This is a genomic window from Streptomyces malaysiensis subsp. malaysiensis (assembly GCF_040653035.1).
GTDB classification, from domain to species: Bacteria; Actinomycetota; Actinomycetes; order Streptomycetales; family Streptomycetaceae; genus Streptomyces; species Streptomyces malaysiensis.
Genome location: NZ_JBEZNG010000022.1, coordinates 175,249 through 200,887, shown reverse-complemented (window position 1 = coordinate 200,887; position 25,639 = coordinate 175,249). Strand labels below are relative to the sequence as shown.

Below are 25,639 nucleotides of genomic sequence, written 5' to 3'. Positions count from 1 at the left end.
CTCCGCGCTCAGCGCCTTCTCCGTCCCCGCCGACGCCCCGGCCCGGGAATGTTCCCGTGCGCGGCGGGAACATCCGGTCCGGCCGTCACTGTTGCACCTGCCGGAAGACCGGCGCCGCGCGCGCGAGGAACCGATCGACCAGCAGGTCGTCCACCCTGACGTGATCGGGGCCCTCGGGTCCGCGGTACGTCCGGTCATCCGCTATTTGATATTGGGGGCGACCCCGCCGCGGACTCGGACCGAGGCCCTTTCACACCGGAGGACTGTTTCATGAATGACTGGCCCTTGACGCTCATGGCGGTACACGCCCACCCCGACGATGAGGCCACCAGTACGGGAGGTGTCCTCGCCCGGTACGCATCGGAGGGCATTCGCACGGTCCTCGTGACGTGTACCGACGGTAGTTGCGGTGACGGACCGGGGGGTGTCAAGCCGGGCGATGCCGGGCACGATCCGGCGGCCATCGCCGTGATGCGGCGTCAAGAACTCGAAGCGAGTTGTGAACTCCTGAAGATCAGTCACCTGGAGACGCTGGATTACACCGACTCCGGGATGATGGGCTGGCCGACCAACGACACCCCGGGATCCTTCTGGCAGACACCCGTGGATGAGGGCGCCGCCCGGCTCGCGGAACTCATGCGGCGCTACCAGCCCGATGTGGTCGTGACCTATGACGAGAACGGCTTCTACGGCCACCCCGACCACATCCAGGCGAACCGCATCACGATGGCCGCGCTGACGATGGTCGAGCTGACACCGAAGGTGTACTGGACGACGGCGCCCCGCGGGATGATGCAGCGGTTCGGGGAGGCGCTGCGCGAATTCGACGCGGACTGGCAGGAGCCGGACCCCGCCGAGGCCGCCGCGATGGCCGAGATCGGACTACCCGACGAGGAGATCACCACCTGGGTGGACACCACCGCGTTCGGCGGTCAGAAGTTCGACGCGCTGGCCGCGCACGCCAGCCAGGGCGAGAACATCTTCTTCCTCAAGATGGGCCAGAAGAGGTTCACGGATCTGATGGGCCTCGAGACCTTCGTACGTGTCCGGGACACCACCGGCGCGGCCGTGCCCGAGAACGACCTCTTCGCCGGTCTGCGCTGATCCGCCCGCCTGCCCGGGGCGGCTGAGAAAGCTCATGGTCCCTGCTCGGTAGCGTGTCGGTTGCGAGGACGTCAGTCTCCGGACAACCCCGGGCAGGGCCGTTGGGCGGGAACGCTACGACGGGGCCGGGGGGGATCAACCGGGCGAGCTAGTGGTCGATGTCCATGCCGGGCCGCCCCCGGGCAGCCCCGGGCAGCCGAACCGCGGCCCGCCCCGGACTCGCCGTCCCCGGATCGGTAACCCGAACACGGTCCGCGGCTACTCGACCGGCGTCGGCAGGACAGCCGAGCGGATCGGCGAGGCCCGACCGCTCGGCAAGGCCCTGGAACTGCTGTGCACCTGGAACGCCCGCCGGGCGGCGGCGCAGTCGTGGCTGGGCTGGTGCGAGTCATACGGCTACGACAGCCCGGCGGTCCCGGGCGCCCACGCCGCCCGGGGCACAGTCGGTCCGCTATGATCAGGGCATGTGCTGCTGTGCTCCCATGACGACAACCGCCGCTTAGCGGCGGTACCGCGGTTCCTGTAACCGCGGCCATTGCCTGCCCCCGCATGGGGCAGTGCCAGGACGTACCGCCGGATCAGTGTCCTGCCGGCAGTCACTCATATTCCTGTGACGCCGGGTCGTCCTGCCTGATCAGGGAAGTCATGTCTCAGTCACAGCATTTCGATTCACAGCATCCGCATGCAGCCGGACCCGGCGCTGCGCAGCACCCACGTGCTGCCATCCTGCTCCTGATGGTCGGGCTCCCCGGGGCCGGGAAAACCACCCGCGCCAAAGAGCTCGCCGCAACCCACCGGGCGCTGCGGCTGACCCCAGATCACTGGATGATCCCGCTGTTCGGCGATTCGATGGCCGACGGCAAGCGCTGGGTGCTCGAAGGGCGGCTCATCTCGGTCGCCCTACAGGCGCTGAGGCTGGGGACCAGCGTCGTGCTCGACTTCGGGCTCTGGAGCCGCGATGAACGGTCGGCACTGCGCTGGCTGGCCCGGTCGGTCGGGGCATCATGCCAGGTGGTCTACCTGCCCGTGGACAAGGACGTGCAGCTCGCCCGCGTCGCGCACCGCCAGGAAACAACACCGCATCAGACGTTCCCGATGAGCGAGGCCGACCTGGATGCCTGGCGGGAGCAGTTCCAGGTGCCTGACGCCGCCGAACTCGACGGCGGCGAGATTCCCACCCCACCGGCGGGCTGGCCGAGCTGGCCGGAGTGGGCAGTGGCCAAATGGCCCTCGTGCACCGACAGCTGACCTGGCCCGCCCGCCAATCGGTCACCAACCTTCGGTGATAACGCTCAACCCGCCGCGAAATGAGTGAACACAGCGGCGGGGGCAGCTTTTGGAGCCCGGTGGTCCCGGCACTCGCTCGCCACCATCACGTCATTCGGGTCGACCTTCCGGGCTGCGGCCAGTCCCCGCCCGCGGCGTCATATGACGGGTCGAGCGCCTGGCGGAAAAGGTCGGCTGGAGCCGCAAGCGCCTGTCGGCGCGCTTCCGGTCCCAGCTTGGCATCACGCCCAAACACGCCGCTCGACTGGTGCGGTTCGACCACGCGGCTCACCTCCTCGCGGCAGGTCACGCCCCGGCCGACGTTGCCATCGTGAGTGGCTACGTCGACCAGTCCCACCTCCGCCGCGAGGTCAAGGCGTTCACCGGTCTCACGCCCACGGCCGTGGCCGTCGCGCCGTGGCTCGCGATCGACGATGTCGCGTGGCCCGCTTCAGCACCGACCCGGAGGCCGTCCGCGGTGATCGCGGGGGCCCGGTCGAGCTCATGGATGGGGCTGACGAACCGGCCGAGACGCATGGGGTGACGATGACCGTGAGACCGGCCGGGCAGGCGCAGGTGTGCGTCGCAGGTCGGATTCGGAACGGAACTCGAACACGTACAGCCCGCCGCGCCGCGCCTCCGTCGCGAGCCCGCGGATACGAGTCGACGGGTCGGCCTTGCACCAACAGGCTCGCCGAGTGTTTGTGAGGATACTGTGGGTGACGGGAAATAGGGCTTCCGGCTTCCCGAACCCCTCCCTACTCTCCGGTGCTCATGGCGACAGAACACGCGCAACAGTCTCAGGGGCACGACGGACACAGCCGCAGACGCTTCCTGGCGGCGACCGGAGGAGCGGCCGCCGGAGTCGTCGGCGGGGGAACGATGGGCGCCCTGGGGGCGGCCGGCAGCGCGGCCGCGGCCTCCTCCGGCAAGCGCGTCGCCGTCCTCGGCGGCGGAGTCTCCGGCCTCAGCGCCGCCCACGAACTCGCCGAACGCGGCTACGAGGTCACGGTCTACGAGTACTACGACGCTCTTGGCGGCAAGGCCCGCTCCATGGACGTCCCCGGGACCGGAACGGGCGGCCGCGAGCCGCTGCCCGGCGAGCACGGCTTCCGCTTCTTCCCCGGCTTCTACCGGAATCTGCCGGACACCATGCGCCGCATCCCCTTCCCCGGCAACGCGAACGGCGTCCACGGCAATCTCCGCAGCGGCACGGAGGCGTTGTTCGCACATGCCTCCGGCCGCCCGGACCTGCACTTCCCACTCCGCCGGGCCACCACCCCGCCCGCCCCCGGCGACCTCACCCCGTCCTGGATCCGCGACCAGATCCTGTCGGTGCTGGACCTCGCCACCCATCTGCCCGCCGACGAGGCCGCCTACTTCGCCGGCCGCCTCCTGGTCCACCTCACCAGTTGCGACGCCCGCCGCGAGGGCCAATGGGAAAAGGTCGCCTGGTGGGACTTCATCCGGGCCGGTGAGATGAGCCGTGAGTACCAGGTGCTCCTCGGCATCGGCCAGACCCGCAACCTCGTCGCCACCCGCGCCGAGATCGCCTCCACCCGTACCGTCGGCCGCGTCATCATCGAGGCCCTGCTCCTGTGGGGCCTGCTCGGCCGCGGCATGGACGGCGACGCGGACATCGACCGGGTGCTGAACGCCCCGACCAGCGAGGCGTGGATCGACCCCTGGGAGACGCATCTGCGCTCGCGGGGCGTCGAGTTCGTGCTCGGCACCGAGGTCCGCGAGGTGGTGTACGACGGCGGCCGAGTGACCGGCGTACGGGTGGCGGCGCGCGACGGCGGCCGGCAGCGCACCATCACCGCCGACCACTACGTCTCCGCTCTGCCGGTCGAGCACGCGCGCGCGACCTGGGGCCCGGCCCTGCGCGCCGCCGACCCGCAGTTCGGGCGGTGCGACGCGCTGAAGACGGACTGGATGACCGGCGTGATGTTCTACCTGCGCACGCCCACTCCCGTCGTGCACGGCCACATCAACTGCCTCGACTCGCCGTGGGCGGTGACCGGCATCGGGCAGTCCCAATTCTGGGATGTACGGGACTTTTCACGCGACTACGGGGACGGGCAGGCCCATGAGTGCCTGTCCACGATCATCTCCGAGTGGGACAAGCCCGGGATCCTGTACGGCAAGACGGCCCGTGAGTGCACCAAGGAGGAGATCGTCGCCGAACTGTGGGCCCAGATGAAGGACGGGCTGAACGACTCGGGCAAGACGACGCTCAGGGACGAGGACCGGCTCGGCTGGTTCATGGACCCCGCGGTGACGGGCCTCGGCGGCCCCGACCCGCGGAACCGCGAACAGCTCCTCATCCACCCCACCGGCACGCTCTACAACCGCCCGTCGGCGAAAACGGCGGTGCCGAACTTCTTCCTCGCGGGCGACTACGTCCGTACGGATGTGGACCTGGCGACCATGGAGGGCGCCAACGAGTCCGCGCGACGCGCCGTCAACGCGCTCCTGGACGCCGATGATTCGGGCGCCGAGCGGTGTCACATCTGGGAGTTGTTCCGGCCGCCGGAGATGGAGCCCCTGAAGCGGATCGACGAGGTGCGCTATCGGCTGGGGCTGCCCAACACCTTCGACCTGGGGTAGCGCCCGGCACCGGGTTTCGGCTGAAGGGCCGCTGCCCCGAGCGGCCGCGGCCCTTCAGCCGAAACGGTGTGGTGCTGCTGGAGCACCGCGTCTCTCCTCGAGCCCGCCGCTCTGCCGGCGGGCTGACGCGCCTCGCACCGCATCTGCTTGAATGCGGCTCAGCCTGCCGTCCGTCACCGGGAGACCCATATGCGTCGAACGCTCGCTGTGAACGCTCTCGCCGTCGGACTGCTGCTCGTCGGGTGTTCCGAGAAGTCGGAGCCGATCACCGGGGAGTGGGTCGCGGACGGGCCGCAGCCACCGGGGTTCGCCGACTTCGCGGACCGGGCGATGATCCGCGTCGACAAGGACGGCGGGGCCGTACTCGGAACCTCGCCGATGAAGCTGTGCGGGGACGCGAAGGTGACGGCCAAGGGCGAGGGGGACGGCGCCGAGTACCGCATCGCGTTCAGTCCCGCGTGCATCACGGTCAACGTTCCGGTGAGCCTGGAGGTCGTGGTCGACGGAGACACCTTGGAGGCCACTCCCACGGGCCAGCGGGACGGGAAGCCCTTCCGCTTCCGGCGCGCCGATTAGAGGGTGACTCCAGCGGATTACTCAGCCCTCCAAGCTGGTCAGCGGGCCGGACGAGGGCTGGACGGCACGGAACGTCCGACCCGCTCTCGATCTACGCCTCGTCGGTGACGAACAGCTCGAGATGCCCGCACTTGGGGCAGCGGAATGCCACTATCTGCCGCCGGGTCCGGCCCAACCGCTTGGCGCCCCCGAAAAGTCCCCGATCCATCGCGCCCTCGATCCAGCGCGCGTACCCGCGCGAGTGCTCGCCGGCGTCCTCGATGAAACCTTCCGAGAGACCGACGGTGCCGCAATGGGTGCACGTGTAGTTGTTCATACCGTGAGTGTAGGAAACCTACGTCGCGGAGGTTCCAGCCGCGTGACCAGGAGACCGCCGATGACGCGTGGAAACGTCCTACCGACCCCTGCCCCGAAGGGAATTGGCGGTCGTTTCGCGGACCTTTCGCCCACCTTCCGGCCCCCGGATTCGGCCTATGACGTGCATCACATCAGACCCATGTCACATCCAGGCCGCCCGCTCCCATCTGGTGGGCGTCAGCAAGCGAGCCGAGGAGGACGGAACGATGAGCGCACGGCAGGAGGCCGGTACGGCGACCGGGCACCGCGTGGTGATCCTGGGGGCGGGATACGCGGGCATGGCCGCGGCGGTTCAGCTCGCGGCCCGGGTGAAGCGGCGCGAAGGGGTGCGGGTGACGGTGGTGAACGCGCAGGAGCGGTTCACCGAGCGCATGCGGCTGCATATGACGGCGACCGGGCAGCGGCTCGCCGAGCTGAGCGTCCCGGAGCTGCTGGCGGGCACGGGCGCGCGGTTCGTGCCCGGCTGGGTGACGGCGGTGGACGCGGACGCGAAGACCGTGCGGATCGACGACGACCGGGTGCTGCGCTACGACACGCTGGTGTACGGGCTGGGCGGCGTCGCCGACACCTCGGCGGTGCCGGGGGCCGAAGACCACGCGTACACCCTGAACGGCGCCCAGGACGCCGAGGCGCTGGCCGACCGGCTGGCGCGGCTCGGCGGCGGCACGGTGGTGGTCGCGGGCAGCGGGCTGACCGGCATCGAGTCGGCGGCGGAGATCGCCGAGCGGCACCCGCGGCTGAGTGTGGTGCTGCTGGGCCGGGCGGAACCCGGTGCGGCCATGAATCCCAAGGCCACGTCGTATCTGCGCGCCGCGCTCGACCGGCTGGGAGTCCAGGTGCGCGCCGGTGTCGAGGTGGTGAAGGTGCTGCCCGACGCGGTCGAGTTGGCGGGCGGGGAGAACATCGTCGCCGACGCGATCCTGTGGACGAGCGGCACGCGGGTGTCGCCGTTGGCGGCCGCCGCCGGGCTGGCCGTCGATGAACGCGGACGCATCGTCACCGACGCCGCGCTGCGATCGGTGTCGCACCCCGAGGTGTACGCGATCGGCGACGCGGCCGCGATTCGCCAGGGGTACGGCATCATGCACGGCACCTGCCAGGGCGGCATGCCGACCGGGGTGCACGCCGCGCTGTCGATCGACCGGGTGCTCAGGGGCAAGCAGCCCAAGCCGTTCCGCTTCGGCTACTACCACACGCCGGTGAGCCTGGGACGCGGTGACGCCGTGGTGCAGTTCACCCGGCCTGACGACAGCCCGCGCCGGATCTGCCTGACCGGCCGTACCGCCGTCCGGTACAAGGAGACGGTGACCGCCTCGCCCTGGCCGACGTACGGCCGTATGAAGAAGGTGCCCGCCTCGGGTGCGTTCTGGCCCCGCGGGGGCCGCTTCACCCGGGTCCGGGGGGACAGGTGACCGGCCCGTTCCCCCACCCCGACCAGCAGGTCTTCACCGAGCACCGGCGGCTGCTGTTCTCCGTGGCCTACCGCCTCCTCGGCAGTGCGGCCGATGCCGAGGACACGGTCCAGGACGCCTGGATCAAATGGTCCGCCGGGGACCGCTCGCAGGTGGCCGACCCCAAGGCGTACCTGATGCGAATCGTCTCGAACCTGGCGCTGGAACGGCTGCGCTCCACCCGGCACAAACGGGAGACCTACGTAGGGCCGTGGCTGCCGGAGCCCATCCTCACCGGCGGGGATGCCTCCGAGGTCGTCGCGGACGCCGAGTCGGTGTCCATGGCCATGCTGGTGGTGCTGGAGACGCTCAGCCCGCTGGAGCGCGCGGTGTTCGTGCTGAAGGAGGTCTTCGACTTCAGCCACGCCGAGATCGCCGAGGCGGTGGAGCGTTCCGAAGCCGCGGTGCGGCAGGCCGCGCACCGGGCCCGTGAGCATGTGCGGGCCCGGCGGCCGCGCTTCGCCGCCGACCGGTCGCGGCAGCGCGAGGCCACCGAGCGGTTCTTCGCCGCCGCGACCGGCGGAGACGTCAACGCCCTGATGGAACTGCTCGCTCCGGATGTCACCCTGTGGACCGACGGTGGCGGCAAAGTCCGCCAGGCCCTGCGCCCGGTGGTGGGCGCGACCACGGCGGCCGCCTGGTTCGCGGCCATCGGCACTGTCACTTACCAGGGCGTCGGGCCCGCCGACATGAAAGCCGAAGTCGCCGAGATCAACGGCGGGCCGGGCATCGTGTTCAGCGGGCCGGGACGGGTGATCGCCACCGTCACCTTCGACTTCGACGCCGACGGCCGTATCACCGCCATCCACAACGTGGCCAACCCGGACAAACTCCGGGCCGTCGCCGACGGCACCGCTCACGACCTCGCAACGCGGTGAGCAAGGTCACCGCATGCTGCCGCCGGGCGCGAGCACACCGCGCCAGGGCCGGTCAGCGTCCCCGGCCCTGGGGGAACTGCCCGAGGTGAACCGCATGATGGACGACCGTGGCCAGGCCCCGGATGTCCTCGGTGAAAGCATCGACACGGATCCGGCGTCCGCTGTGCAGCCGGATCTCGCACATCGAGCCCATGCCCCGGGCGTCGGCGAGCGGCCGGCCGTCACCGCCGCTGGTACTCACCTGCGCGACGTCCTCCCAGGGGATCACGGTGGCGGTGTCCGCCACCCGGTAGGTGAACCCCCGCTCATGAATGTCGAAGCTCTGCTCCCGGGTACGGAACGCCTGCACCAGACGCCAGATCCCCAGGCCCCACCCCACCAGGCCGACCCCGAGCAGCAACCCCGCCAGCGCCGGGGCCCCTTCGGTGGTGCCCACCGATGCGACCGCCACCGGCACCCCGAAGGCCGTGCCCACAGCCCCGACCACCAGCCAGATACCAGCCTGCCGCAGGCGTCGCGCGCCATCGGTACGGTGCTCCCGCACAAACCTGCCCAACCGCTTGGCCGCTTCCGTACGCCTCATCGGGCCCCCTCCCAGGTCGTGGACATCTCAAACTACGCCCTCGCCACCGAGCTCGACACCTTTGGTGCACCGCTCTAAAATGGTGCGGTACGCCAAATTAGTTCAGCACTCTAATTTGGTTCACTGCTCCAAGCGTGGCACGATCGAGGCATGGCAACGCGAGCGCGCCGGACACAGCGGCGCAACCAGGTGCTCTCCCGGGAGCAGATCATCGATACCGCCGTCGAGTTGCTCGATACGGGCGGCGAGGGCGCGCTGACCGTCCGGGCGATGACCGAGCGCCTGGCCACCGGGTCCGGGGCGATCTACTACCACGTGGGCACCCGGGACGAGCTCCTGGACACGGCGACGGAAACCGTCGTCACCGCCGCTTTGGCGACCAAGCCCGGCGGGGCCTCGGTCACACCCGAGGAGGAGATCCGCGCCGTCGCGCTGGCCTTGTTCGACGCGATCGCCGAACACCAGTGGCTCGCCACTCGGCTGACCCTCCAGATCATCCGCAACCCGGTCGGTCCGGTGACGGTGGGGATCTTCGAGCGGATCGGCCGGCAGGTGGGCGCCTTGGGCGTGCCGCAAGCCGCCTGGTTCGACGCGACCGCCACGCTCGTGCACTACATCCTCGGGGCCGTCAGCCAGAACGCCCGCGTCGACGGGGATACCTCGGGCGTCGAAGTCGGCGTGGACCGCGAGGAGTTCCTCGGCGCGGCGTCGAGGGCGTGGCAGGAACTCGACCCCGACGACTACCCGTTCATGCACGCCATCGTCGACCAGATGCGAGAGCACGACGACCGGGAGCAGTTCCTCACCGGCATCGCCCTCGTCCTCGACGGCATCACCAACCTCCGCTGACCCACCGCACCCGATCGGGTCCATCGATGACCGTTCACAAGGGAAGCCTCTTATGTACGACGTGATAATCGCGGGCGCCGGCCCGGTCGGCCTGTTTCTGGCCAACGAACTTGCCCTGTCCGGCTGTTCTGTCCTGGTACTCGAACGGGACCGGGAACCGAGTTCCCCGTTGAAGGCGCTCCCGCTCGGGATGCGGGGTCTGACCGCCGCTTCGGCCGAGACGTTCTACCGCCGCGGCCTGCTGGAAGCGATGGTGAAGGCTTCGGGCGTCACCGCGGAGAAGGTCGGCGCGGACCCCGAGGCGATCGAGGCACCGGCTCCTCGTGAGGTGAGCCATTTCGCGGGCATGACGCTCGACGCGGCCGACATCGACGCGGCCGCTCTTCCGTTCCGGCTGCCCAGTCCGGCGATGGAGGGCTTCATGACGAGCCTGGAAGCGGTCGGGGCGGTGCTGTCCGAGCGGGCCGCCGCGCTCGGTGTGGAGATCGTCCGGGGCGCTCCCGTCACCGCCGTGGCGCAGGACGACGAGGCCGTGGTCGTCACAGCGGGCGGGACGGAGCACCGGGCGCGCTGGCTCGTCGGATGCGACGGCGGCCGCAGCGCGGTACGCGAGCTCACGGGCTTCGACTTCGTCGGCACCGAGCCGCTGTTCACCGGCTACGTCGCACACGTCACCTTCGCCGACCCGCAGCGGCTGCCCCTCGGGTTCAACCTGACACCGACCGGCATGTACCTGCGCACGCCCTTCGAGGGGCACCTGGGCATGATGGACTTCGACGGCGGCACCTTCGACCGCTCGCGGCCGCTGACCCGTGACCACCTCCAGACGGTTCTGCGCCGCGTCTCCGGTACCGACGTGACGCTGAACGAGGTCCTTCTCGCCTCCAGCTTCACCGACCGCGCGATGCAGGTGACCACCTACCGGCAGGGCCGCGTTCTGCTCGCCGGCGACGCCGCGCACATCCACTCACCGCTGGGCGGCCAGGGGCTCAACCTCGGCATCGGCGATGCCGTGAACCTCGGGTGGAAGCTCGCGGCCACCGTGCACGGCTACGCGCCCGGCGGTCTGCTCGACAGCTACACCGGCGAGCGCCACCCCGTCGGCGCATCGGTGCTCGACTGGTCACGGGCCCAAGTGGCGACCATGAAGCCCGGCCCCAATGCCCCCGCACTGCGGCAGCTGGTCCGCGACCTGATGAGCACCCCCGACGGAACGACCCACGTCTACCGCAGGACATCGGGGCTGTTCAACCGCTACGACCTGGGGAACGAGCAGCCGCTCGTGGGTCGGACCGCCCCGGACTTCCGCTTCGCTGACGGCACCCGCCTCGGTAACCTGATGCACCAGGGCCGGGGCGTTGCGCTCGACTTCAGCGGCGACCGCGCGCTGCGACGCACAGCCCAGGGGTGGGAGGGCCGGATCCGGTACGCGTCCGGTTCGGTGCGCGATGACCTCGGGCTGGGTGCCGTGCTGATCCGCCCTGACGGCGTGGTGGCCTGGGCGAGTGAACACACCCCCGATCGAGACGCGTTCGAACAGATCGCCGCCCAGTGGTTCGGCAACCCGGAGAACTAGAGCGACTGCCAACTCCCCGGCCGGACGGGCCGGTTCCTGACAGCCTCCGGGGCGGGGGCGAGCAGCGAGCTTCTTATCGCCGAAGCGATGACGTTGCTCCGCGCACCTTCACGGCTGTGCGTCGTCCCCTCCGGGGTCGCCGTAGGACGCCCAGCCCTTGTCGAGGAGTCGGAATCCCGCGTCGATGGTCGGCGCGGGATCGGCCTCGCGGACGGCTACGAGCTGGATCTGCAAGGCGAACCGGACGTAGAGGCGGATCTCGTCGCTCGGCTCCTCCAGCCCGAGTTCCTCGGTGATCGCCGCGACCAGGGCATCCTCGTGGCGCAACCACATCTTCTCCGCGTAGTCGATCAGGGCCGGTGTGTCCTCCATGAGGGCGAGGATCTGGCGCTGGGGCTCGGATTGGAGCTCGGCGATCTCGGAGAGGTAATGGGCCTTCAGCGCGTCGGAGATCGTGGTGCCCGGCAAGCGGCCACTCACCGCGGCGATGAGGCGTTCATGCCGCTCGCCTTCGTCGCTGAAGACAAGTGCCTCCTTGTGGGGGAAGTGCGTGAAGACCGTCTTGGGTGACACATCGGCCTCATCCGCGATCTCGCGCACCGTCACCGCGTCGAAGCCGCGTGCGAGGAAGAGTGTCGTCGCCGCCTCGAGGATCGCCGCCCGCGTTGCCGCCTTCTTGCGCTCGCGTCGCCCAACCGCCGCTCCATCCACCATGCGTTCACTCTACCCTCGAACACTACCTACATTGACAGTAAAAGTAGTCTCGATATAGTAATCGTGTCAGTGAAGCGAAGGCGGCCTCGATCACATACATGCCGCCTTCATCGCTCTGATGGTTACCGAACTCCTGGCCACGAGGTCCTGGCCCCGTCGCGCGACAGCTCCGGCGCCGACGAATTCCGCCATGGCCGCCACTGTCATCGCTGACCGGGAGAACGACGCCGCAGGCACAACCGAGTCCACGCCGATCTCCGGCGATCCTCGCGCCAACTCCGGCACCACCAGCGGAAAAGGACAACGGCCATGACCGAGACCACCCACTCGCGCGCCACCCCGGAAGGACCCATGAACGCCGCAGGACACGAGATGCCCGCCTCCGACGCGCACCTGCCGCCGCGGCGCGGAACCGCGGGAGCGTTCCTGGTCGCCGGGCCGGCGATCTTCCTGCTCGGGGAGTTCATCGCGGCCGCGGCGTGGACCGACCCGTCCTACAGCTATACGCACCACTTCATCAGCAACCTCGGAGTCCGCGGGCCCTCGACCCTGTTCGGGCAGTACATGTACTCGCCCCTCGCCTGGGTGATGAACACCGGCTTCTTCCTCTTCGGGATCACGATCCTGGCCGGGGTCGCCACGCTGCGCGATCCGTCGGGAGGGCGCCGCTGGGCAACGCTCGTACCCGCGACGCTGCTGGCCGTCGGCGGTGTCCTGCTCGCGCTGTTTCCCGGCTCCGGGGAGGCGCTCGAAGACGGCACCGGCGAGTTCCACAGCATGGGCGCCTTCGCCGGCTTCATCGGCGGGAACGCGCTGGCCATCGTGCTCGGACGCGGATGGCGGCGTATCGGCGGCTCTCCGCGCATGGGAAGGGCGCTGATCACGGTAGGCGTGATCGGTCTGCTGTCGACGGTGCTCTACCTCGCGATGATCTTCACCGCGGGCGAAACCCCCATCGGCATCATCGGCCTGATCGAACGCGGCGCCGTTCACCCGTTCCTGATCGGCCTCATCTGCGCCGGAGCATCGCTCCGGAAGCGGCAGACCGTGAACGCGCCACTCGCACCCTCCAGCACCACGAGCTGAGCCGCTTGACCCCGCATTCCGCGAGCACCGCTCACCTGAACACCAGCCGCGATACCGACAACCGAAGGACAACGACCATGACCGCCGCCATCACCCAACCCTCCGGCTCCGAGGGGTCGAACGCGGACACGTCCGCATGGGTCCGCACCTGGAGTGCCTCGCCGCAGGCACCGGACAACTCCGTCAGCTGCGTCGAACCCTTCGAGAACGCGACGCTGCGGCAAGTCGTCCGCGTCAGCGGCGGCGGACACAGCATCCGTATCCGCATCAGCAACGAGTACGGAACCGCGCCACTCACCATCGGCGCCGCCCGTGTCGCCATCGCGGACTCCGACGGCGGGACCGAGAACGGAAGCGGTCAAGCGGTGACCTTCGGCGGCGAGCCGACCACCACCGTCCCGACGGGCGCGCCGATCCTCAGCGACCCCGTCGAGCTGCGTACCCCCGCACTGTCGCGGCTGACGATCAGCCTCTACCTACCCGACCGAGTCGACACATGCACCTGCCACGGGACCTTCAACGCACTCGGCTGGATCATCCCCGGCGACACGACCGCACTCACGTCTCTTCCCACGGACGCAGCCCCCTTGCCGGCGCAAGCCCTGATCACGGCCGTGGAAGTGCGGCCCGACACACCGACAAAGGCCATCGCCGTCATCGGTGACTCTCGCGTTGACGGAATAGGCTCCACCCCCGGCGCGGACCGACGCTGGACGGACCTGCTCGCCGAGCGCCTGGCCGCCCGCGGCGGACAGCCGCTCTGCGTGCTCAACCAGGGCATCGGCGGCAACCGCATGCTCGCCGACGGCATCGGCACCGCCGCCCTCGCCCGCTTCGACCGCGACGTACTCGCCACGCCGGGCCTCGGCCACGTGGTGATCGCGGTGGGCAACGACCTCGTCTTCGCCTTCGCCCCGCGCACCGAGGAGACCGCCGGATTCCTCGCGATGTTCCCCGGCGCGCCCGTCACCGTGGACGACATCATCGCGGCCCACCTCCAGCTGGCCGCTCGCGCTCGCGCCCACGGCTCCAAGGCTTATGCCGCGACCGTCGCTCCCTACGGCGGCTCGGAGATGTACTCCCCCGAGGGCGACAAGGCGCGCGAGCAGCTCAACACCTGGATCCGCACGAGCGGCGCCTTCGACGGCGTACTCGACTTCGACGCCGTCTGGCGCGACCCCGCCGACCCCACCCGCATCCGCGGCGACCTGCACATGGGCGACTGCCTCCACGGTAACGACGCAGGCTACGCGGCCCTCGCGGAATCCATCGACCTCTCCCTCTTCGACTGATCTGCCTGCCCAGGGGCCTCCGCCGGATCTCCGCCGGAGAAGGAGCGGCGTCCGGTGCGCGCGGCCGGCGGACGTGGCAGCCGGGCCCGGCGCTCGCCGCCGGGCCCGCGCCCGGGTCCGCCTCGGCTCAGCCCAGCGCGTCCATCAGGGCGGTGACATAGGCGTCCAGCCGCTCCTCCACGGCTCGCGCCGTCAGCTCCGTCCTCCCTGCCTCCCGCCATGGCCGCGACACCAACCGCACTTCTTCCGAGAACGCCAGTGCGTCCCGCACCCACCAGTACAGCCGCTCGCTCGGGGCCGCGGCCAGCACCCCGCCGGCCTCCTCATACGCCTCGGCGAACCGCAGCCCCCATGCCGGGCCGTGGAGCAGCGCGAGATTGGTGGAGCAGTGCGCCACATCGAGATCCGCCGGGCCCCAGGAGGTCCCCGCCCAGTCGACGACGCCGGTGATCCGGGCACCTGCCGGCCCAGGGGGCTCCACATCGAACAGCACATTGCCGGGTTGGAAGTCCCGGTGCAGGAACCGCCCCTCATAGGGCGGCGCGGGCTCGCGGATCACGTCGATCGCCGCGGCCCATGCCGCCGCGTCGGCGCCCTTCGGAACGACGACGGTGTCGGCGGTCGTCAACGCCACGTATCCCCGGGGCCGCTCGGCGGGCCGCACCGCGTGGATCGCCACGAGCTGACGGGCCAGCAGAGGAACGCGCGTCTCCACCCCTTCATCGTCGAGGACCGTCCGGCCTGCCAGATGGGTCATCAGGAGCGATGGATACTCGCAGTGCGCGGCGGTCGGATCAACCGCGACCAGTCCAGGAGCCGACACGCCGGTCCCCCTGAGCAGGGTCAGGGCGCCGACCTCCCTGTTCAGCCAGTCCTCGGCGTGCTCCACGTCGACGAAGGTCCGCAGCACCAGGTCACGGGTGCCTCCGTCCCGCGTGCCGATGGTCAGCCTCCGCATCTCGGCGGTGATGCCGCCGTGCAGCCCCTCGGTTCCGACGATCCGTTCGCCGACCTCCAGGTGTCGGCTCACCCAGGCCAGTGTCAACGGTCGGACGGCCGCCACCTCATCGTGGTTGGTCACCGTGCCACCTCATCATCCGGACGGCGGCACGGGCAAAAGATTTAGGCGGCGGGCTCCTCGGTGCGGTCCGAGGAGGGAGCCGGTACTTGGAAGCAGGCCAGCAAGGCCGAGGTGCTGAGGTACTGGCCGACGAGGCTGACCAGGGCGATGAGGGTGTTCGTGCCGAACGCCGCCACTGCCTCGTCATAGAGGTCGTCCCGCACGCGATGGTCGCGGACCAGCGCGGTGGCCAGACGGTGGGCGAGATCGGCGTCGGGACGCAGACCGCGGGGAGCCTCACCATGGAGCAGAGACGCGATGGCCAGGTCGGGCAGACCGGCCTTCTCGGCGGCCGCGGTGTGGGCGTACAGCGCGTAATCGGCCCGCCAGTGAGCGGCCACGGTGAGGATGACCACCTCTCGGACATCTGCCGGAATGCCGGCCCGGGTGAGCGCCTGGGCCCACTCCAGCAGAGGCCGGGCGATGTGCGGAGTGCGCAGCAGGGCGTTGAACGGGCCGATGAGCCGCCCGTCGGGCAGGGCGGCCGTGTAGCCCGCCTCTTCCGCGCTGCGCGCCCGCGTGGCCGACAGGCGGTCATACAGTGCGCGCTGCGCTTCATCGAGGGTGTCGGGAGGAAGAAGGGGCAACCGGCCGCCCAGTCCGGACGTTTTATTGGTGGGGTGCTCGTTCATGCCCTCCACGCTAGGAACACGGAGGGCATTCCGCCAGCGAAGGTCCGGCATAATGGATATGCGAATTACTCATGGCGCCCGGAGATGACGCTGATCGGACCGCGGGTGCTGCGCGAGACGCCCGTCCGGGAAACGACTACCGAGACGGGAACCGCGTGGACAATTTCTCCATCGCGCTCTCGACGACTCTCGCTGGGGCGGATTCCAGCGCTCCCGCGTGATAGGGCGGCTCAGGTGCGTACTCGATGATGAGCTGAACGGTCTGTGCCACGTCGTCGCCCACGAGCAAACCAGCCAGGGTCAAAGCCATGTCGATGCCCGCGGAAACGCCGGCCGCGGTCGCGTAGTGGCCGTCGATGACGACCCGCTCCTTCGACGGCGTCAGACCGAACTCCGCGAGGTGCTCGAGCGCAGCCCAGTGGGACGTTGCCCGACGGCCGGTGAGGACTCCGGCGGCGGCGAGAATCAAGGACCCCGTACAGACGGACGTTGTCCACGCGGAGGCCCCATCGACCCTTCGCAACCACTCGTGCAGGTTCCCGTCCGACATCTGCTCCGTCTGACCCGGGCCGCCGCCGATGAGCACCACATCCGGGTTCGGCACGTCGCCGAAGCCTGCGACGACGTTGACCGACAGGCTCCGCAAGTCGTTGACGACAAGGCCGGGACGCTCGGTGACGAAGACGACCTCGGTGTCCGGGAGGCGGCCCCAGACCTCATACGGTCCGATGACGTCCAACGAGGTGAACCCGGGATAGAGAACGATCGCGACCTGCATACGGGGGCTCCTTCGGTTGCTCCGGTGGTGAAATACTTCGCCGTCGATACCGTCACTCAGCGGCGGCCGAATAGTGTGCGCACACGTTCACCGCCAAGCCCTTACGGGTCGCCCAGGCAGGGCATGCTCCTCCAACCTGCCTTCACTGACGACGGATACGCCGTTGACGATCACGTGGGCGAATCCCGTCGAAGGACGCACCGAATGCTGGTAGGTCGCGGAATCGGTGACGTGTTCCGCGTCGAATACCACCACATCCGCATCGCAACCTGACTGAATCCTGCCCTTGCGCCGCATCATATGTGCGGTCTCCTCCAGGACTCGCGCCGGTTGAACGGTGCACTTGGCGATCGCTTCGGGGAGTGACAAGGCGCCCGTTTCGCGCACCGCGACCCTCAGGGTGCGACCATAGGTTCCGGCACTTCGTGGATGAGTCCTGACGAAATCCGGTGGCGGCCACTGCATGGGGTCATAGGTGTGGCCGCCCTCGATGACGAAGGGAACGGCGTCGGAGGCGATGGCCGTGTGAGGCAGTGCGCAGATTCGGGCAATACGGTCCGCGAATTTTTCCTCATCGAACAATTTGATGAATGCCAGACCCGATGGGTCGGTCGCTCTCAATTCGAGGAGCCGAGCGACCGAGGCGACCGTCTCCCCGGTAGGTGCGTAGATCACGTCCTGGGGCGTACCGGTCGCGCCCAGGACATGGAGCCGGTCGGGATGGAAGTAGTCGGACCCGATCGAGCTCATGCCGGACCCGTAGGGATAGGCCTCACTCGTCATCGTGGCGCCCTCGGCACGGACCGCCTCCACCAACGCCTGAACTCTGTCCAGGTGGCGCGTCGAGGTGGAGTTGATGTGGCAGTAGTGCATATGTGCCCCGGTCTGGCCGGCCACCCTCGTAAGCTCCTCGGCACCGTCGATGACGACTCCGGGATCCTGTTCGATGAGTGGCCGCGCATGAGTGAACGTCGGCACGCCGGCCGCTGCCGCCAGCTTCGCGACGCCGACATACTCGGCCGGATCCGTCGCGGGTGCGTATCCCAGCAGGATGCCGATCCCCAGCGCCCCATCGACGAGTTCGCGTTCGAGCATGTGCATCAGCGCGGCGCTCTGAGCGGGTGAGGCGGGCGCGCGCCACGCGTCTGATCCGAGGCCGTCGAGAGGCCCGCTCGCTCCTCCCGAGAGCGGTGCGCCGCCGATCACGTGCATGCGCAGGGACGCCCAAGAGGCCGAGTACCCGTAATTGATGGGGCGGCCCTCCATGGCGGCCCTCGTGTACGCAACCGAGACGGGCGCGACGCCCGCTTCGAGCTCGAGGGCCGTGGTGACGCCGTCGAGTGACTGGAGCCGGCATTCGCCAACGCCTTGTCCATGGCTGTGCAAGTCGATGAACCCGGGGGCGACCACGAGGCCGCGCGCGTCAATCTCTCTCAGGCCGATCAAGTCCGCCTCGGAAACAGCAAGGATCTGATCGCCGACTATGCCGACGTTACGAACGCCGTCCAGTCCGCTCTCGGGGTCGATGACTCGGCCCCCTCGGATCACGACGTCGTAGGTCACGCCGCTGCCTGCGTTCTTCGAGCTACCGGAGTTTGTGTGCGCAGCCATAACAGATTGGTCTCCCGACGACTCAGGGTGGTTCCCATCAGCGCAGTGGGTCAACAGCGCGCAGTGCCGCGGGCGTCCGGCCGGTCACAATCTGCTGCGCGAGGAGCTTGCCCGTCACCGGACCAAGGGTGATGCCCCACATGCCGTGCCCGCCTGCGACGAAGACGCGAGGGTGACGAGTCCGGCCGACGAGCGGCAGCCCATCCGTGGTGCACGGACGGGAACCCACCCATTCGTGCTGCCGGTCCTCGAGGTTCGCGCCCATCAGCAGCGGAGCCGCGGCGTTCTTGATCGCCTCGATCCGGCGTTTGTCCAGTGGTGCGTCGACGGGGCGAAACTCCATCATGCCGGCGAGCCTGAGTCGCCCGTTGACCGGGCTGCAAGCCACGCGCTCAGCCGGGAAGTAGATCGGCCCCTTGGGCAGGTGGTCGGCCGCGACCGTGAAGCTGTAGCCGCGGCCCGCCTGGACAAGGCGCTTGACACCCAGCGGGCGCGCCAGTTCCTTCAGCCGCGCACCGGTGGCGATGACGACGGCGTCGAACCGCTCGCCGTCGATCCAGGCACCGTGTCCACCGCCTTCGACCGCTCGGACACGGGACCGGGTTCGGATGTGTGCTCCTCGGCGCTTGACGGCCTCGGCCAGACCGTTGACGAAGGCAGCGGGATTCAGGAAACGCTGACCATCGATCCGGATCGCCGCAACGATCTCGCGGGAGAGCGCCGGTTCCATTGAGCGTGCCTCGTCTCCGCTGAGCAGGTCGTATCGCACTCGCCGTCCCGACTTCCCAATGTGACGGAACTCCTCGATGAGCACATCTCGCACACCTTCATCGCGGTAGGCGGCAAGGAGTGGGTCTGCCGCTTGCGTGCGGACTCCGAGTTCCGGAGCTTCCATCTCCTCGAACGCACGAAGCGCACCCTCATTGAGCGGGGCGAGAGCCGACATCGCTCGTTCCCAGCGGGCCTGAGTGCAATTGCTGGCGAATTGCAGCAGGAACTGGAGGAGTTTCGGATTGGCGGACGCCGGTACGTACACGGGTGATGACGGACTGACCATCGCACGCATCCCGTACCTGAGTACTGCGGGCTCCGGTAGAGGTGTCGCGATGCTGGGCGTCAGCCAACCCGCGTTACCCCAACTCGAACCGGATCCGACATCGTGGTGGTCATAGACGACGGTCTCCACCCCAAGGCCCTGGATAAACCAAGCAGTCGAAAGGCCGACCATACCGGCACCGATCACTGCGACACGCTCAGGCGGGTCGGGATGGCTGCGATGATTCATGTGCTCATACTCCTGCCGGGCGTCGTCGGACTTCGGAGCTAGGCCGGCAGGGTTACTCGGCCGATGAGGTCGTTGACGGCGTCGGTGAGGCGGGTGAAGGCCCGATCGGCCGACGGCACACGTGGCGCGAACTCGATCCAGCCGTGCACCAGCTCGAGATCGACCTGGACCGTCACGGCCACCCCATCGTCCTGCAACCGCCGCGCGTAGTCCTCTTCGGCCGACCGCAACAGGTCGTGCCCGGCGATGACGACGACGGCGGGTGGCAGCCCGGCCAGCGACGTCGCCCGCCCCGGCAAGGCGTACGGCGAGCCGAGCGTCGCATCGTGCGAGGCGTATTGGTGGAGGAAGAACCGGAGGTCTTCGCGGCTGATGCGCGGACCGTCACGGAAGGCGAGCATGCTGGGTGTGTCCAGGTCGTCGTCGATGCCGGGGTAGACCAGCACTTGGGCGTCGATGCGGGGGCCGTCCTCGTCTCGCGCCCGCAACGCGACGCACGCCGCGAGGGTGCCGCCCGCGCTGTCACCGGCGACGAGCAGGGGCAGACCGGGTCGCAGCGAACCGGCCCAGACGACAGCGTCGTGGGCGTCGTCGACCGGTGCCGGGAAAGGGTGCTCCGGCAGCATCCGGTAGTCGACCGAGACCACAACGGCTCCGGTGTCCCGACTGAGCCGCCGCGTGACGAGGTCGTGGGTGTCGATGTCACCGGCGATCCAGGCGCCGCCGTGCATGTACACGATCACCGAGGTGGGTGTCTCAGGGCTGTAGACGCGTACAGGTATCTTCCCGCCGCGACCCCGCACGAATTCGTCGGCGACATGGTGCACCGCGATGGGATCGGCGTCGCGGGTGAAGACCTCGATGGCGTGGCGCATTCCCTGCCGGTGCTCCTCCGCGGTCAGGTCCGCGGCGGTGACGAGTGCGGGTGGTCCGAACTCCGCCAGCAGGCTGATGACGTCGGGATCGATGGGTATCTCGTTCATATCGCTTCTCCGAGTCGGATCGTGATATCGGGTTCCGCGCCGCCGCGGAAAGTGCGGTGCCGTCGGCATGTCGCTCACAGAGCGGTCGTGGCCGGCGAGCCATTCACTTCACGCGAGGCTCGTGGATGTGTCGGTCGAAACGGTCCTGGCCCGTCCCTACCTCTTGCGGTAGATGCGCGCTCGGCGAAGGTGATCGACCGCTACCGCGCCGACCAGGATCGCGCCGACCACGATGCTGTTGTACTGCGGCGGGATACTCGTGAGGACCAGGGCATTGTCGATGAGCGACAGGAGGACGGCGCCCACCGCGATGCCTTGGATGTTGCCCATGCCGCCCATCAGGCTGACGCCCCCGATGAGCACCGCGGTGATCGCGTTGAGGGTGGTCGACGTACCTCCGGCGGTGACCTGCCCGGCGCCCACCTGGGCGGAGTAGATCACCCCCGCGAGCGCGGCCGTCGCGGCGGCGATCACGTAGAGCGCCAAGTCGAGCCGGAGCACTCGCAGTCCGTTCCCGACCGCGGCCTGACGGTTGCCGCCGAGGGCGCGGACGTTGACTCCGAATCGGGTGCGCTCGAGCACGAACCAGAACAGGACGCCGACGGCGACGGCGATGACCACGTCGCTCGACAGACCGGCGACGCTGCCCTGGGCGATCCGCTGGAAGCTCTGTGGGAGGGGGATGATGTCGTTGCCGCTCGTCACCAGGTTATTGAGGCCCGTGAGCATGTAGAACGTCCCAAGGGTCGCGATGATCGGCGGCACGTGCAGGTAGGTGATCACCAGGAAGTTCACCGCCCCGAACGCGCAGCAGATCGCCATCCCGATGAGTATCGCCGGCGGCCAGGGAACCCCCTCGACGAGCAACTTGCAAGTCGACAGCGCACCGAGGGTGAAGACGGCACCGGCCGAGAAGTCCAGACCACCGCCGATGATGAGCAGCGCGGCACCGCAGGCCATCACGAAATAGATAACGCTGCTACGAAGGATCTCGGTCAGATTGCTCTGGGACAAGAACAGGTGGGAGCGCGACGAGGCAAAGGCTCCGATCACCAGGATGACCAGTACCAGCGTGGTCTCCTGTCGCACCAGGATCTTCGTCAACACGCTGTCCCGCTCGCGTCCGGGGGCTGTGCCTCGGTCTCGCGCGGTCGGGGATTTCGTGGTCACAGCCATCACGCCACCTCGTAGTCGTGGAGTGGGTCGTCCGGTCGGTCGGGCTGGACGGCGCCGGTGATCATGCCGACGATCTCCTCGCGGCCTACTTCGGTGACCCGCCGGGTGCCGACGGTCCGGCCGAGCCGGAGGACGGTCACGCGGTCGGCGTGGGAGAAGACGAAGTCCAGATCGTGGCTGACGATGATGACGGCCTTCCCCGACGCCCGGAGTTCGTCGATGATTCCGCCGACGTGCGCGGTTTCCTGGACGCCGAGGGCGGCCGTCGGCTCATCGAGGAGCATGATCGGCTTGTCCATCCGAACGGCGCGGGCGACCGCGACGACCTGTCGCTGACCGCCGGACAGCAATCCGACTGGTGTGCGCACGTCGCCCACCCGCACCTTGAGGTCCTTGAGGACCTGGGCTGCCTCCCGCTCCATTCGGCGGCGATCGAGCACGATGCCGAACTTGCGTGGCAGCTTGCCAAGCGCCATGTTGTGCGCGATGTCGAGACACTCGACGAGAGCGAGGTCTTGGTACACCACGGCGATGCCATGTTCCTGAGCGGCGGCTGCTGACGTGACATGGCCCAGTTCTTCGCCGTTGACGAGCACCTCGCCCGCGTCGGCCCGGTGAATGCCGGTGACGATCTTGATCGTCGTCGACTTCCCCGCCCCGTTGTCACCGACGATGGCGTGCACCTCGCCCGCGTAGGCGTCGAAGCGGACATCCTCGAGCGCCGATACGGAGCCGAAGTACTTGCGGACTCCGCGCAGTCGCAGCGCGGGGGCACTCATCAGACCCATCCCTGGCCGAGGAGCGCTTGCAGCTGGTCCTTGCCGACGACCTTGATCTTGACGGGGACCTCGGGCACCGGCTTGCCCCGCTTGATGTTGACGACCCCGTCGACCAGCTGCTTCCCGAGCGTACAGACGTCCTGTAGCAGGATCAGGTTCGCCGTGCCGTCATCGACAGCCTTGGACCCGCCGTTGTCGTGACCGCCGGCGAGCAGGAAGGTCTTGCCCTTGAGTCCATGGGACTTGATCGCGGAAACCGCGCCCGGCGTGGTGGTGCCCATATGGGTGACGATCTCGGTGACATCGGGATGCGCCGTGAGGAGCGCACTGACCTGCGGAAGTGCCTTCGCCGCGTCGTCGCCGGTGTACACCTCGCCCGCGATGGAGACGTTGTCGGCCTTCGCGGCCGCGGCCTTGACCCCAGCCATCCACGACTTGCCGAGTCCGGTGTTGGCCGCCGCGACGAGCCCCAGCACATGTTTTCCGGGCAGAGCTGAGACGGCATTCACCAGGCTCTCGCCGATCACCGAGAAGTCTGGAGCGATGTTGTAGTCGGCGCCGAATTCCTTGCCGCCGGGACCATAGAGGGTCCCGGTGACAATGCCGGCGTCCTGGGCCTGCTTGAGGATCTGGGTGAAGCCCACGCTGGACGGGAACGTGATGATCGCGTCCTTCTTGTTGGCCACGGCCTGATTCACTTGCTTGATCATCGCGGTCGCGTCCAATGCCTGGCCGGTCGGGCCGCTCTCGGTGAGGTCGACGTCGAGCTTCTTCGCCTCATCCTTCATGCAGTCTCCGATCTGCCGCCACGTCGGGTAACTGGGCAACGGATTGACGAACTGGATCGTCATGACACGCGAATTTCCCCGGGCCGAATCGCCGCCGGTAGCTGCACCTTGACCGGCGCACCCAGCCAGAGCGGGGAACGCAAGCACCGACGTCATAAGCGCCGTATGGAGGCGGTCGCGACCGCGACGCCTGACTGTTCTGGTCGTCATCTGGGGCTCCTTCTGAAGGGCGACCCACAGCTCAGGCCCTGGCGGTGGCCTGCGCTGTGGTGAAGCATCATCCACCGCGCGGAGCCCGCCGAGGTTGGTTTGATCGGCCAAAACAGTGCGGATATGTTTAGCCCTTGCTACGAGACCGGAGCTCGGAGGCACGGGAGTCACCTCATCCGACGGCCGCCCGGCGTCAGTACTCGAGGCGGAACTGGAGCATGAGCTCGAACCGCGTTTCGGCGTCGTTCAAGTCCGCCCGCGTGACTTCCGCGATGCGCTTGAGTCGATACCGCAACGTATTCTTGTGAATGTGCAGGCGCTCCGAGGCCGCGGAAATATCGCCGAAATTGTCGAGCCAACAGCGAAGCGTCTGCAAGAGCGCCGAGTCGTGCGTCCGGTCGTAGTCCCGCAGCCGGTCCAGTGGCCCTGCGTAGCCGGGCACGTCGCCGGCGAGAAGATCGGAGAGGCGGAGCAGGAGGGAACGGGCATACACGTCCTCGCGCGTGGCCACACGGAGTTGGGGCGTCCCCGTGCCCGCGCCCGTGCTCGTGCCCGCCGAGGAGCGGAGCACCCGCAGCACGAGGTCCGCGTCGTCGCGCGAACGGTTCAGGTCGGCGAGGCGATCGACGGGTACACCGATGCCGATCACCAGTCGCCGCCAGTCACGGCCGAGGCGCTGTACGAACCCGGACGTGAGGCGGCGAATCGCGGACAGATCAACGGTCTCGTCCGCGTACGTGGGAACAACCCCATAGATGGTCTCCCCGAGCAATGCGCAGATGGTGCTCGGCAGTTCCCCGCGCAAGAGCATCATGAGCGAATTGGCGACATGCTCCAAACCGGCCGTCGCCGTCGGCGACGAGGGCGCGCGCCCTTCGCTGGGCAAACCAGCCGCCAGGACGTAGCCACCGGCGACCGCTCTCGGGGAACACAGCTTCTGAGCCGCCTGCCATGCCGGGTGTCCCCCCTCGAGCAGAGCGGCGACAGTCGCGAGCCGTATGCGGTGCGCGGCGTCGGCGGCGATACGTGAGCGCAACATCGCGATGGCGGCTACGTTGGCGGCCGCCATCATCGCTTCCTCGTGCACCGCGGACAGCGGCTCCTCGGCGACAGCCCAGATCGATCCGAGGAGCTCGTCACCGGCGGCCACACGACACGCGACACGCGGCTGAGCGCCGGGCACGAACGGTTCGATGAAGAGCGGCCGGGCGGATGTGTACACCTTGCGGAAGATGCCGAGGCTCGTGAGGGAGGTCTGATACACGTTGGGCACCTGCTGACCGAGGACGCTCGCCTTGCGGGCCTCGTCGGCTCGTGCCTGGTCGGCTGAGAAGGCGAGAATGCGCGAGCCGCGATCCTCGATCGTCACGGGCGCGTCGAGCAACCCCGACAGACTGTTGGCGATCTTGAACAGATCGAGCTCGGCGTCGGCCGTTCCCACCGCCGTCCATCTGTCCTCCCCGTCGGCCGACTGCGGCCGCAGCAGCGTCGCGAGGTGCAGCCACGACGCCCCGCCGACAAGGCTCAGGACGGAGATGGATTCCTTTGTGGCCAGCGCGTGAACGTCGGAGTCGATCTCGGCCGGGGCGCGGACGACCAGAGCGCTGGCGCCCGCGGCGCCGATCCGGCCCAACAGCTCCGCGATGCCGTGCGCCCCCTGGACGCCGACGCCCAGGACCAGAGCTCCGGTGGGAATCGGCACATCGTCGATCGGGGAAAGGACCGTGACGTGCTCGAAAACGTGAGTTTCCCCCGCCGGACCCGCCTCGTGGGTCAGCAGCGAGTTGCCCAACCGCTCGAGCACAGCGGAGATGGAGTCACCTTTGGGCACTGGTTGCCTCCTGGGGTCGGCCTCGCGCCGCCCGCCCAGTACCCCAGCCGGACATCGTGATCTCGCTGTCGGGGGCTGATGGAGAAGGGTGCGGTCACCGGTTG

The 25,639-nt window shown here is 68.7% G+C and carries 23 protein-coding genes and 3 pseudogenes; 13 read left to right on the top strand and 13 right to left on the bottom strand.

Features of this window, described 5'->3' with window-relative positions; translation table 11 throughout:
• The first annotated feature begins 270 nt into the window (after window positions 1–270).
• The 7 genes and pseudogenes from AB0E24_RS34425 (at window position 271) to AB0E24_RS34395 (ending at window position 5,556) form a co-directional block, all read left to right on the top strand.
• The gene (locus AB0E24_RS34425) at window positions 271–1,104 is read left to right on the top strand and encodes a PIG-L family deacetylase (RefSeq protein WP_359382995.1); all 834 of its coding nucleotides are present in this window, start codon (window positions 271–273) and stop codon (window positions 1,102–1,104) included.
• 238 nt (window positions 1,105–1,342) lie between these two features.
• Window positions 1,343–1,522 (top strand): annotated as a pseudogene (locus AB0E24_RS34420) (integrase/recombinase); the annotation flags it as partial.
• A gap of 317 nt (window positions 1,523–1,839) precedes the next feature.
• Window positions 1,840–2,352, top strand: coding sequence for a P-loop nucleotide/nucleoside kinase family protein (locus tag AB0E24_RS34415; RefSeq protein ID WP_069868071.1), 513 nt, complete (start codon window positions 1,840–1,842; stop codon window positions 2,350–2,352).
• Window positions 2,353–2,411: 59 nt separating this feature from the next.
• Window positions 2,412–2,537 (top strand): annotated as a pseudogene (locus tag AB0E24_RS46065) (alpha/beta fold hydrolase); the annotation flags it as partial.
• Window positions 2,537–2,914 (top strand): annotated as a pseudogene (locus tag AB0E24_RS34405) (helix-turn-helix domain-containing protein); the annotation flags it as partial. The pseudogenes AB0E24_RS46065 and AB0E24_RS34405, both read left to right, overlap by 1 nt.
• Window positions 2,915–3,144: 230 nt before the next feature.
• Complete coding sequence (locus AB0E24_RS34400) at window positions 3,145–4,980, top strand: hydroxysqualene dehydroxylase (protein ID WP_251771473.1); 1,836 nt, start codon at window positions 3,145–3,147, stop codon at window positions 4,978–4,980.
• Between the two features lie 189 nt (window positions 4,981–5,169).
• Complete coding sequence (locus AB0E24_RS34395) at window positions 5,170–5,556, top strand: hypothetical protein (RefSeq protein ID WP_359382991.1); 387 nt, start codon at window positions 5,170–5,172, stop codon at window positions 5,554–5,556.
• Window positions 5,557–5,647: 91 nt separating this feature from the next.
• Here AB0E24_RS34395 and AB0E24_RS34390 read toward each other — a convergent pair whose 3' ends face one another.
• A complete protein-coding gene (locus tag AB0E24_RS34390) occupies window positions 5,648–5,872 on the bottom strand; it encodes a hypothetical protein (protein WP_069868074.1) in 225 nt (74 codons plus the stop codon).
• Window positions 5,873–6,119: 247 nt separating this feature from the next.
• Between AB0E24_RS34390 and AB0E24_RS34385 the strand changes: the two genes are divergently transcribed.
• Both AB0E24_RS34385 and AB0E24_RS34380 read left to right on the top strand, forming a co-directional pair.
• Window positions 6,120–7,325 (top strand): NAD(P)/FAD-dependent oxidoreductase, encoded by a 1,206-nt coding sequence (locus AB0E24_RS34385; protein WP_359382989.1) that lies wholly within the window; start codon window positions 6,120–6,122, stop codon window positions 7,323–7,325.
• The gene (locus AB0E24_RS34380) at window positions 7,322–8,242 is read left to right on the top strand and encodes an RNA polymerase sigma-70 factor (RefSeq protein ID WP_359382986.1); all 921 of its coding nucleotides are present in this window, start codon (window positions 7,322–7,324) and stop codon (window positions 8,240–8,242) included. Before AB0E24_RS34385 ends, AB0E24_RS34380 begins: the two co-directional genes overlap by 4 nt.
• Window positions 8,243–8,294: 52 nt before the next feature.
• On the opposite strand, the gene AB0E24_RS34375 is transcribed toward AB0E24_RS34380, so the two are convergent.
• Window positions 8,295–8,825, bottom strand: a complete 531-nt coding sequence (locus AB0E24_RS34375; RefSeq protein WP_069868076.1) for a hypothetical protein — start codon at window positions 8,823–8,825, stop codon at window positions 8,295–8,297.
• Between the two features lie 150 nt (window positions 8,826–8,975).
• Between AB0E24_RS34375 and AB0E24_RS34370 the strand changes: the two genes are divergently transcribed.
• Complete coding sequence (locus tag AB0E24_RS34370) at window positions 8,976–9,674, top strand: TetR/AcrR family transcriptional regulator (RefSeq protein WP_251771470.1); 699 nt, start codon at window positions 8,976–8,978, stop codon at window positions 9,672–9,674.
• Window positions 9,675–9,726: 52 nt separating this feature from the next.
• The gene (locus tag AB0E24_RS34365; protein ID WP_359382982.1) at window positions 9,727–11,250 is read left to right on the top strand and encodes an FAD-dependent oxidoreductase; all 1,524 of its coding nucleotides are present in this window, start codon (window positions 9,727–9,729) and stop codon (window positions 11,248–11,250) included.
• Between the two features lie 108 nt (window positions 11,251–11,358).
• On the opposite strand, the gene AB0E24_RS34360 is transcribed toward AB0E24_RS34365, so the two are convergent.
• Window positions 11,359–11,964 carry a TetR/AcrR family transcriptional regulator gene (locus AB0E24_RS34360; RefSeq protein ID WP_283881169.1) on the bottom strand — a complete coding sequence of 202 codons (606 nt, stop codon included), beginning with the start codon at window positions 11,962–11,964 and terminating at the stop codon, window positions 11,359–11,361.
• Between the two features lie 309 nt (window positions 11,965–12,273).
• On the opposite strand from AB0E24_RS34360, the gene AB0E24_RS34355 reads away from it, so the two are divergent.
• Both AB0E24_RS34355 and AB0E24_RS34350 read left to right on the top strand, forming a co-directional pair.
• Entirely contained in the window at window positions 12,274–13,050 is a 777-nt protein-coding gene (locus AB0E24_RS34355; RefSeq protein ID WP_231981097.1) for a DUF998 domain-containing protein, read from the top strand.
• A 77-nt stretch (window positions 13,051–13,127) separates the two neighbouring features.
• Window positions 13,128–14,342: an SGNH/GDSL hydrolase family protein gene (locus tag AB0E24_RS34350; RefSeq protein ID WP_359382978.1), complete on the top strand. Its 1,215-nt coding sequence runs from the start codon at window positions 13,128–13,130 to the stop codon at window positions 14,340–14,342.
• Window positions 14,343–14,469: 127 nt separating this feature from the next.
• Here the strand turns inward: AB0E24_RS34350 and AB0E24_RS34345 are convergent, their stop codons facing one another.
• The 10 genes from AB0E24_RS34345 to AB0E24_RS34300 form a co-directional block, all read right to left on the bottom strand.
• Entirely contained in the window at window positions 14,470–15,423 is a 954-nt protein-coding gene (locus tag AB0E24_RS34345) for a phosphotransferase family protein (RefSeq protein WP_359382975.1), read from the bottom strand.
• A gap of 41 nt (window positions 15,424–15,464) precedes the next feature.
• A complete protein-coding gene (locus AB0E24_RS34340) occupies window positions 15,465–16,094 on the bottom strand; it encodes a carboxymuconolactone decarboxylase family protein (RefSeq protein ID WP_069868082.1) in 630 nt (209 codons plus the stop codon).
• Between the two features lie 136 nt (window positions 16,095–16,230).
• A complete protein-coding gene (locus tag AB0E24_RS34335; protein ID WP_359382971.1) occupies window positions 16,231–16,872 on the bottom strand; it encodes a DJ-1/PfpI family protein in 642 nt (213 codons plus the stop codon).
• Window positions 16,873–16,959: 87 nt separating this feature from the next.
• Window positions 16,960–18,483, bottom strand: a complete 1,524-nt coding sequence (locus tag AB0E24_RS34330; protein ID WP_359382968.1) for an amidohydrolase family protein — start codon at window positions 18,481–18,483, stop codon at window positions 16,960–16,962.
• 37 nt (window positions 18,484–18,520) lie between these two features.
• Window positions 18,521–19,768 carry an NAD(P)/FAD-dependent oxidoreductase gene (locus AB0E24_RS34325; RefSeq protein ID WP_359382967.1) on the bottom strand — a complete coding sequence of 416 codons (1,248 nt, stop codon included), beginning with the start codon at window positions 19,766–19,768 and terminating at the stop codon, window positions 18,521–18,523.
• 38 nt (window positions 19,769–19,806) lie between these two features.
• On the bottom strand, window positions 19,807–20,751 hold the full coding sequence (locus AB0E24_RS34320) for an alpha/beta hydrolase (RefSeq protein WP_359382965.1): 945 nt from the start codon (window positions 20,749–20,751) through the stop codon (window positions 19,807–19,809).
• Window positions 20,752–20,907: 156 nt separating this feature from the next.
• Window positions 20,908–21,855, bottom strand: a complete 948-nt coding sequence (locus tag AB0E24_RS34315; protein ID WP_069868087.1) for an ABC transporter permease — start codon at window positions 21,853–21,855, stop codon at window positions 20,908–20,910.
• A gap of 71 nt (window positions 21,856–21,926) precedes the next feature.
• On the bottom strand, window positions 21,927–22,706 hold the full coding sequence (locus AB0E24_RS34310; protein WP_079153308.1) for an ATP-binding cassette domain-containing protein: 780 nt from the start codon (window positions 22,704–22,706) through the stop codon (window positions 21,927–21,929).
• On the bottom strand, window positions 22,706–23,557 hold the full coding sequence (locus tag AB0E24_RS34305; protein ID WP_159033508.1) for a sugar ABC transporter substrate-binding protein: 852 nt from the start codon (window positions 23,555–23,557) through the stop codon (window positions 22,706–22,708). Before AB0E24_RS34305 ends, AB0E24_RS34310 begins: the two co-directional genes overlap by 1 nt.
• Window positions 23,558–23,897: 340 nt before the next feature.
• Window positions 23,898–25,535: a PucR family transcriptional regulator gene (locus AB0E24_RS34300; protein WP_359382961.1), complete on the bottom strand. Its 1,638-nt coding sequence runs from the start codon at window positions 25,533–25,535 to the stop codon at window positions 23,898–23,900.
• Between the last annotated feature and the right edge of the window lie 104 nt (window positions 25,536–25,639).

Coding starts and splice junctions, on each gene's coding strand:
- AB0E24_RS34425 (WP_359382995.1), top strand. CDS start 271: ATGAATGACTGGCCCTTGACGCTCATGGCGGTACACGCCCACCCCGAC.
- AB0E24_RS34415 (WP_069868071.1), top strand. CDS start 1,840: ATGGTCGGGCTCCCCGGGGCCGGGAAAACCACCCGCGCCAAAGAGCTC.
- AB0E24_RS34400 (WP_251771473.1), top strand. CDS start 3,145: ATGGCGACAGAACACGCGCAACAGTCTCAGGGGCACGACGGACACAGC.
- AB0E24_RS34395 (WP_359382991.1), top strand. CDS start 5,170: ATGCGTCGAACGCTCGCTGTGAACGCTCTCGCCGTCGGACTGCTGCTC.
- AB0E24_RS34390 (WP_069868074.1), bottom strand. CDS start 5,872: ATGAACAACTACACGTGCACCCATTGCGGCACCGTCGGTCTCTCGGAA.
- AB0E24_RS34385 (WP_359382989.1), top strand. CDS start 6,120: ATGAGCGCACGGCAGGAGGCCGGTACGGCGACCGGGCACCGCGTGGTG.
- AB0E24_RS34375 (WP_069868076.1), bottom strand. CDS start 8,825: ATGAGGCGTACGGAAGCGGCCAAGCGGTTGGGCAGGTTTGTGCGGGAG.
- AB0E24_RS34370 (WP_251771470.1), top strand. CDS start 8,976: ATGGCAACGCGAGCGCGCCGGACACAGCGGCGCAACCAGGTGCTCTCC.
- AB0E24_RS34365 (WP_359382982.1), top strand. CDS start 9,727: ATGTACGACGTGATAATCGCGGGCGCCGGCCCGGTCGGCCTGTTTCTG.
- AB0E24_RS34360 (WP_283881169.1), bottom strand. CDS start 11,964: ATGGTGGATGGAGCGGCGGTTGGGCGACGCGAGCGCAAGAAGGCGGCA.
- AB0E24_RS34355 (WP_231981097.1), top strand. CDS start 12,274: ATGACCGAGACCACCCACTCGCGCGCCACCCCGGAAGGACCCATGAAC.
- AB0E24_RS34350 (WP_359382978.1), top strand. CDS start 13,128: ATGACCGCCGCCATCACCCAACCCTCCGGCTCCGAGGGGTCGAACGCG.
- AB0E24_RS34340 (WP_069868082.1), bottom strand. CDS start 16,094: ATGAACGAGCACCCCACCAATAAAACGTCCGGACTGGGCGGCCGGTTG.
- AB0E24_RS34335 (WP_359382971.1), bottom strand. CDS start 16,872: ATGCAGGTCGCGATCGTTCTCTATCCCGGGTTCACCTCGTTGGACGTC.
- AB0E24_RS34330 (WP_359382968.1), bottom strand. CDS start 18,483: ATGGCTGCGCACACAAACTCCGGTAGCTCGAAGAACGCAGGCAGCGGC.
- AB0E24_RS34325 (WP_359382967.1), bottom strand. CDS start 19,768: ATGAATCATCGCAGCCATCCCGACCCGCCTGAGCGTGTCGCAGTGATC.
- AB0E24_RS34320 (WP_359382965.1), bottom strand. CDS start 20,751: ATGAACGAGATACCCATCGATCCCGACGTCATCAGCCTGCTGGCGGAG.
- AB0E24_RS34310 (WP_079153308.1), bottom strand. CDS start 22,706: ATGAGTGCCCCCGCGCTGCGACTGCGCGGAGTCCGCAAGTACTTCGGC.
- AB0E24_RS34305 (WP_159033508.1), bottom strand. CDS start 23,557: ATGACGATCCAGTTCGTCAATCCGTTGCCCAGTTACCCGACGTGGCGG.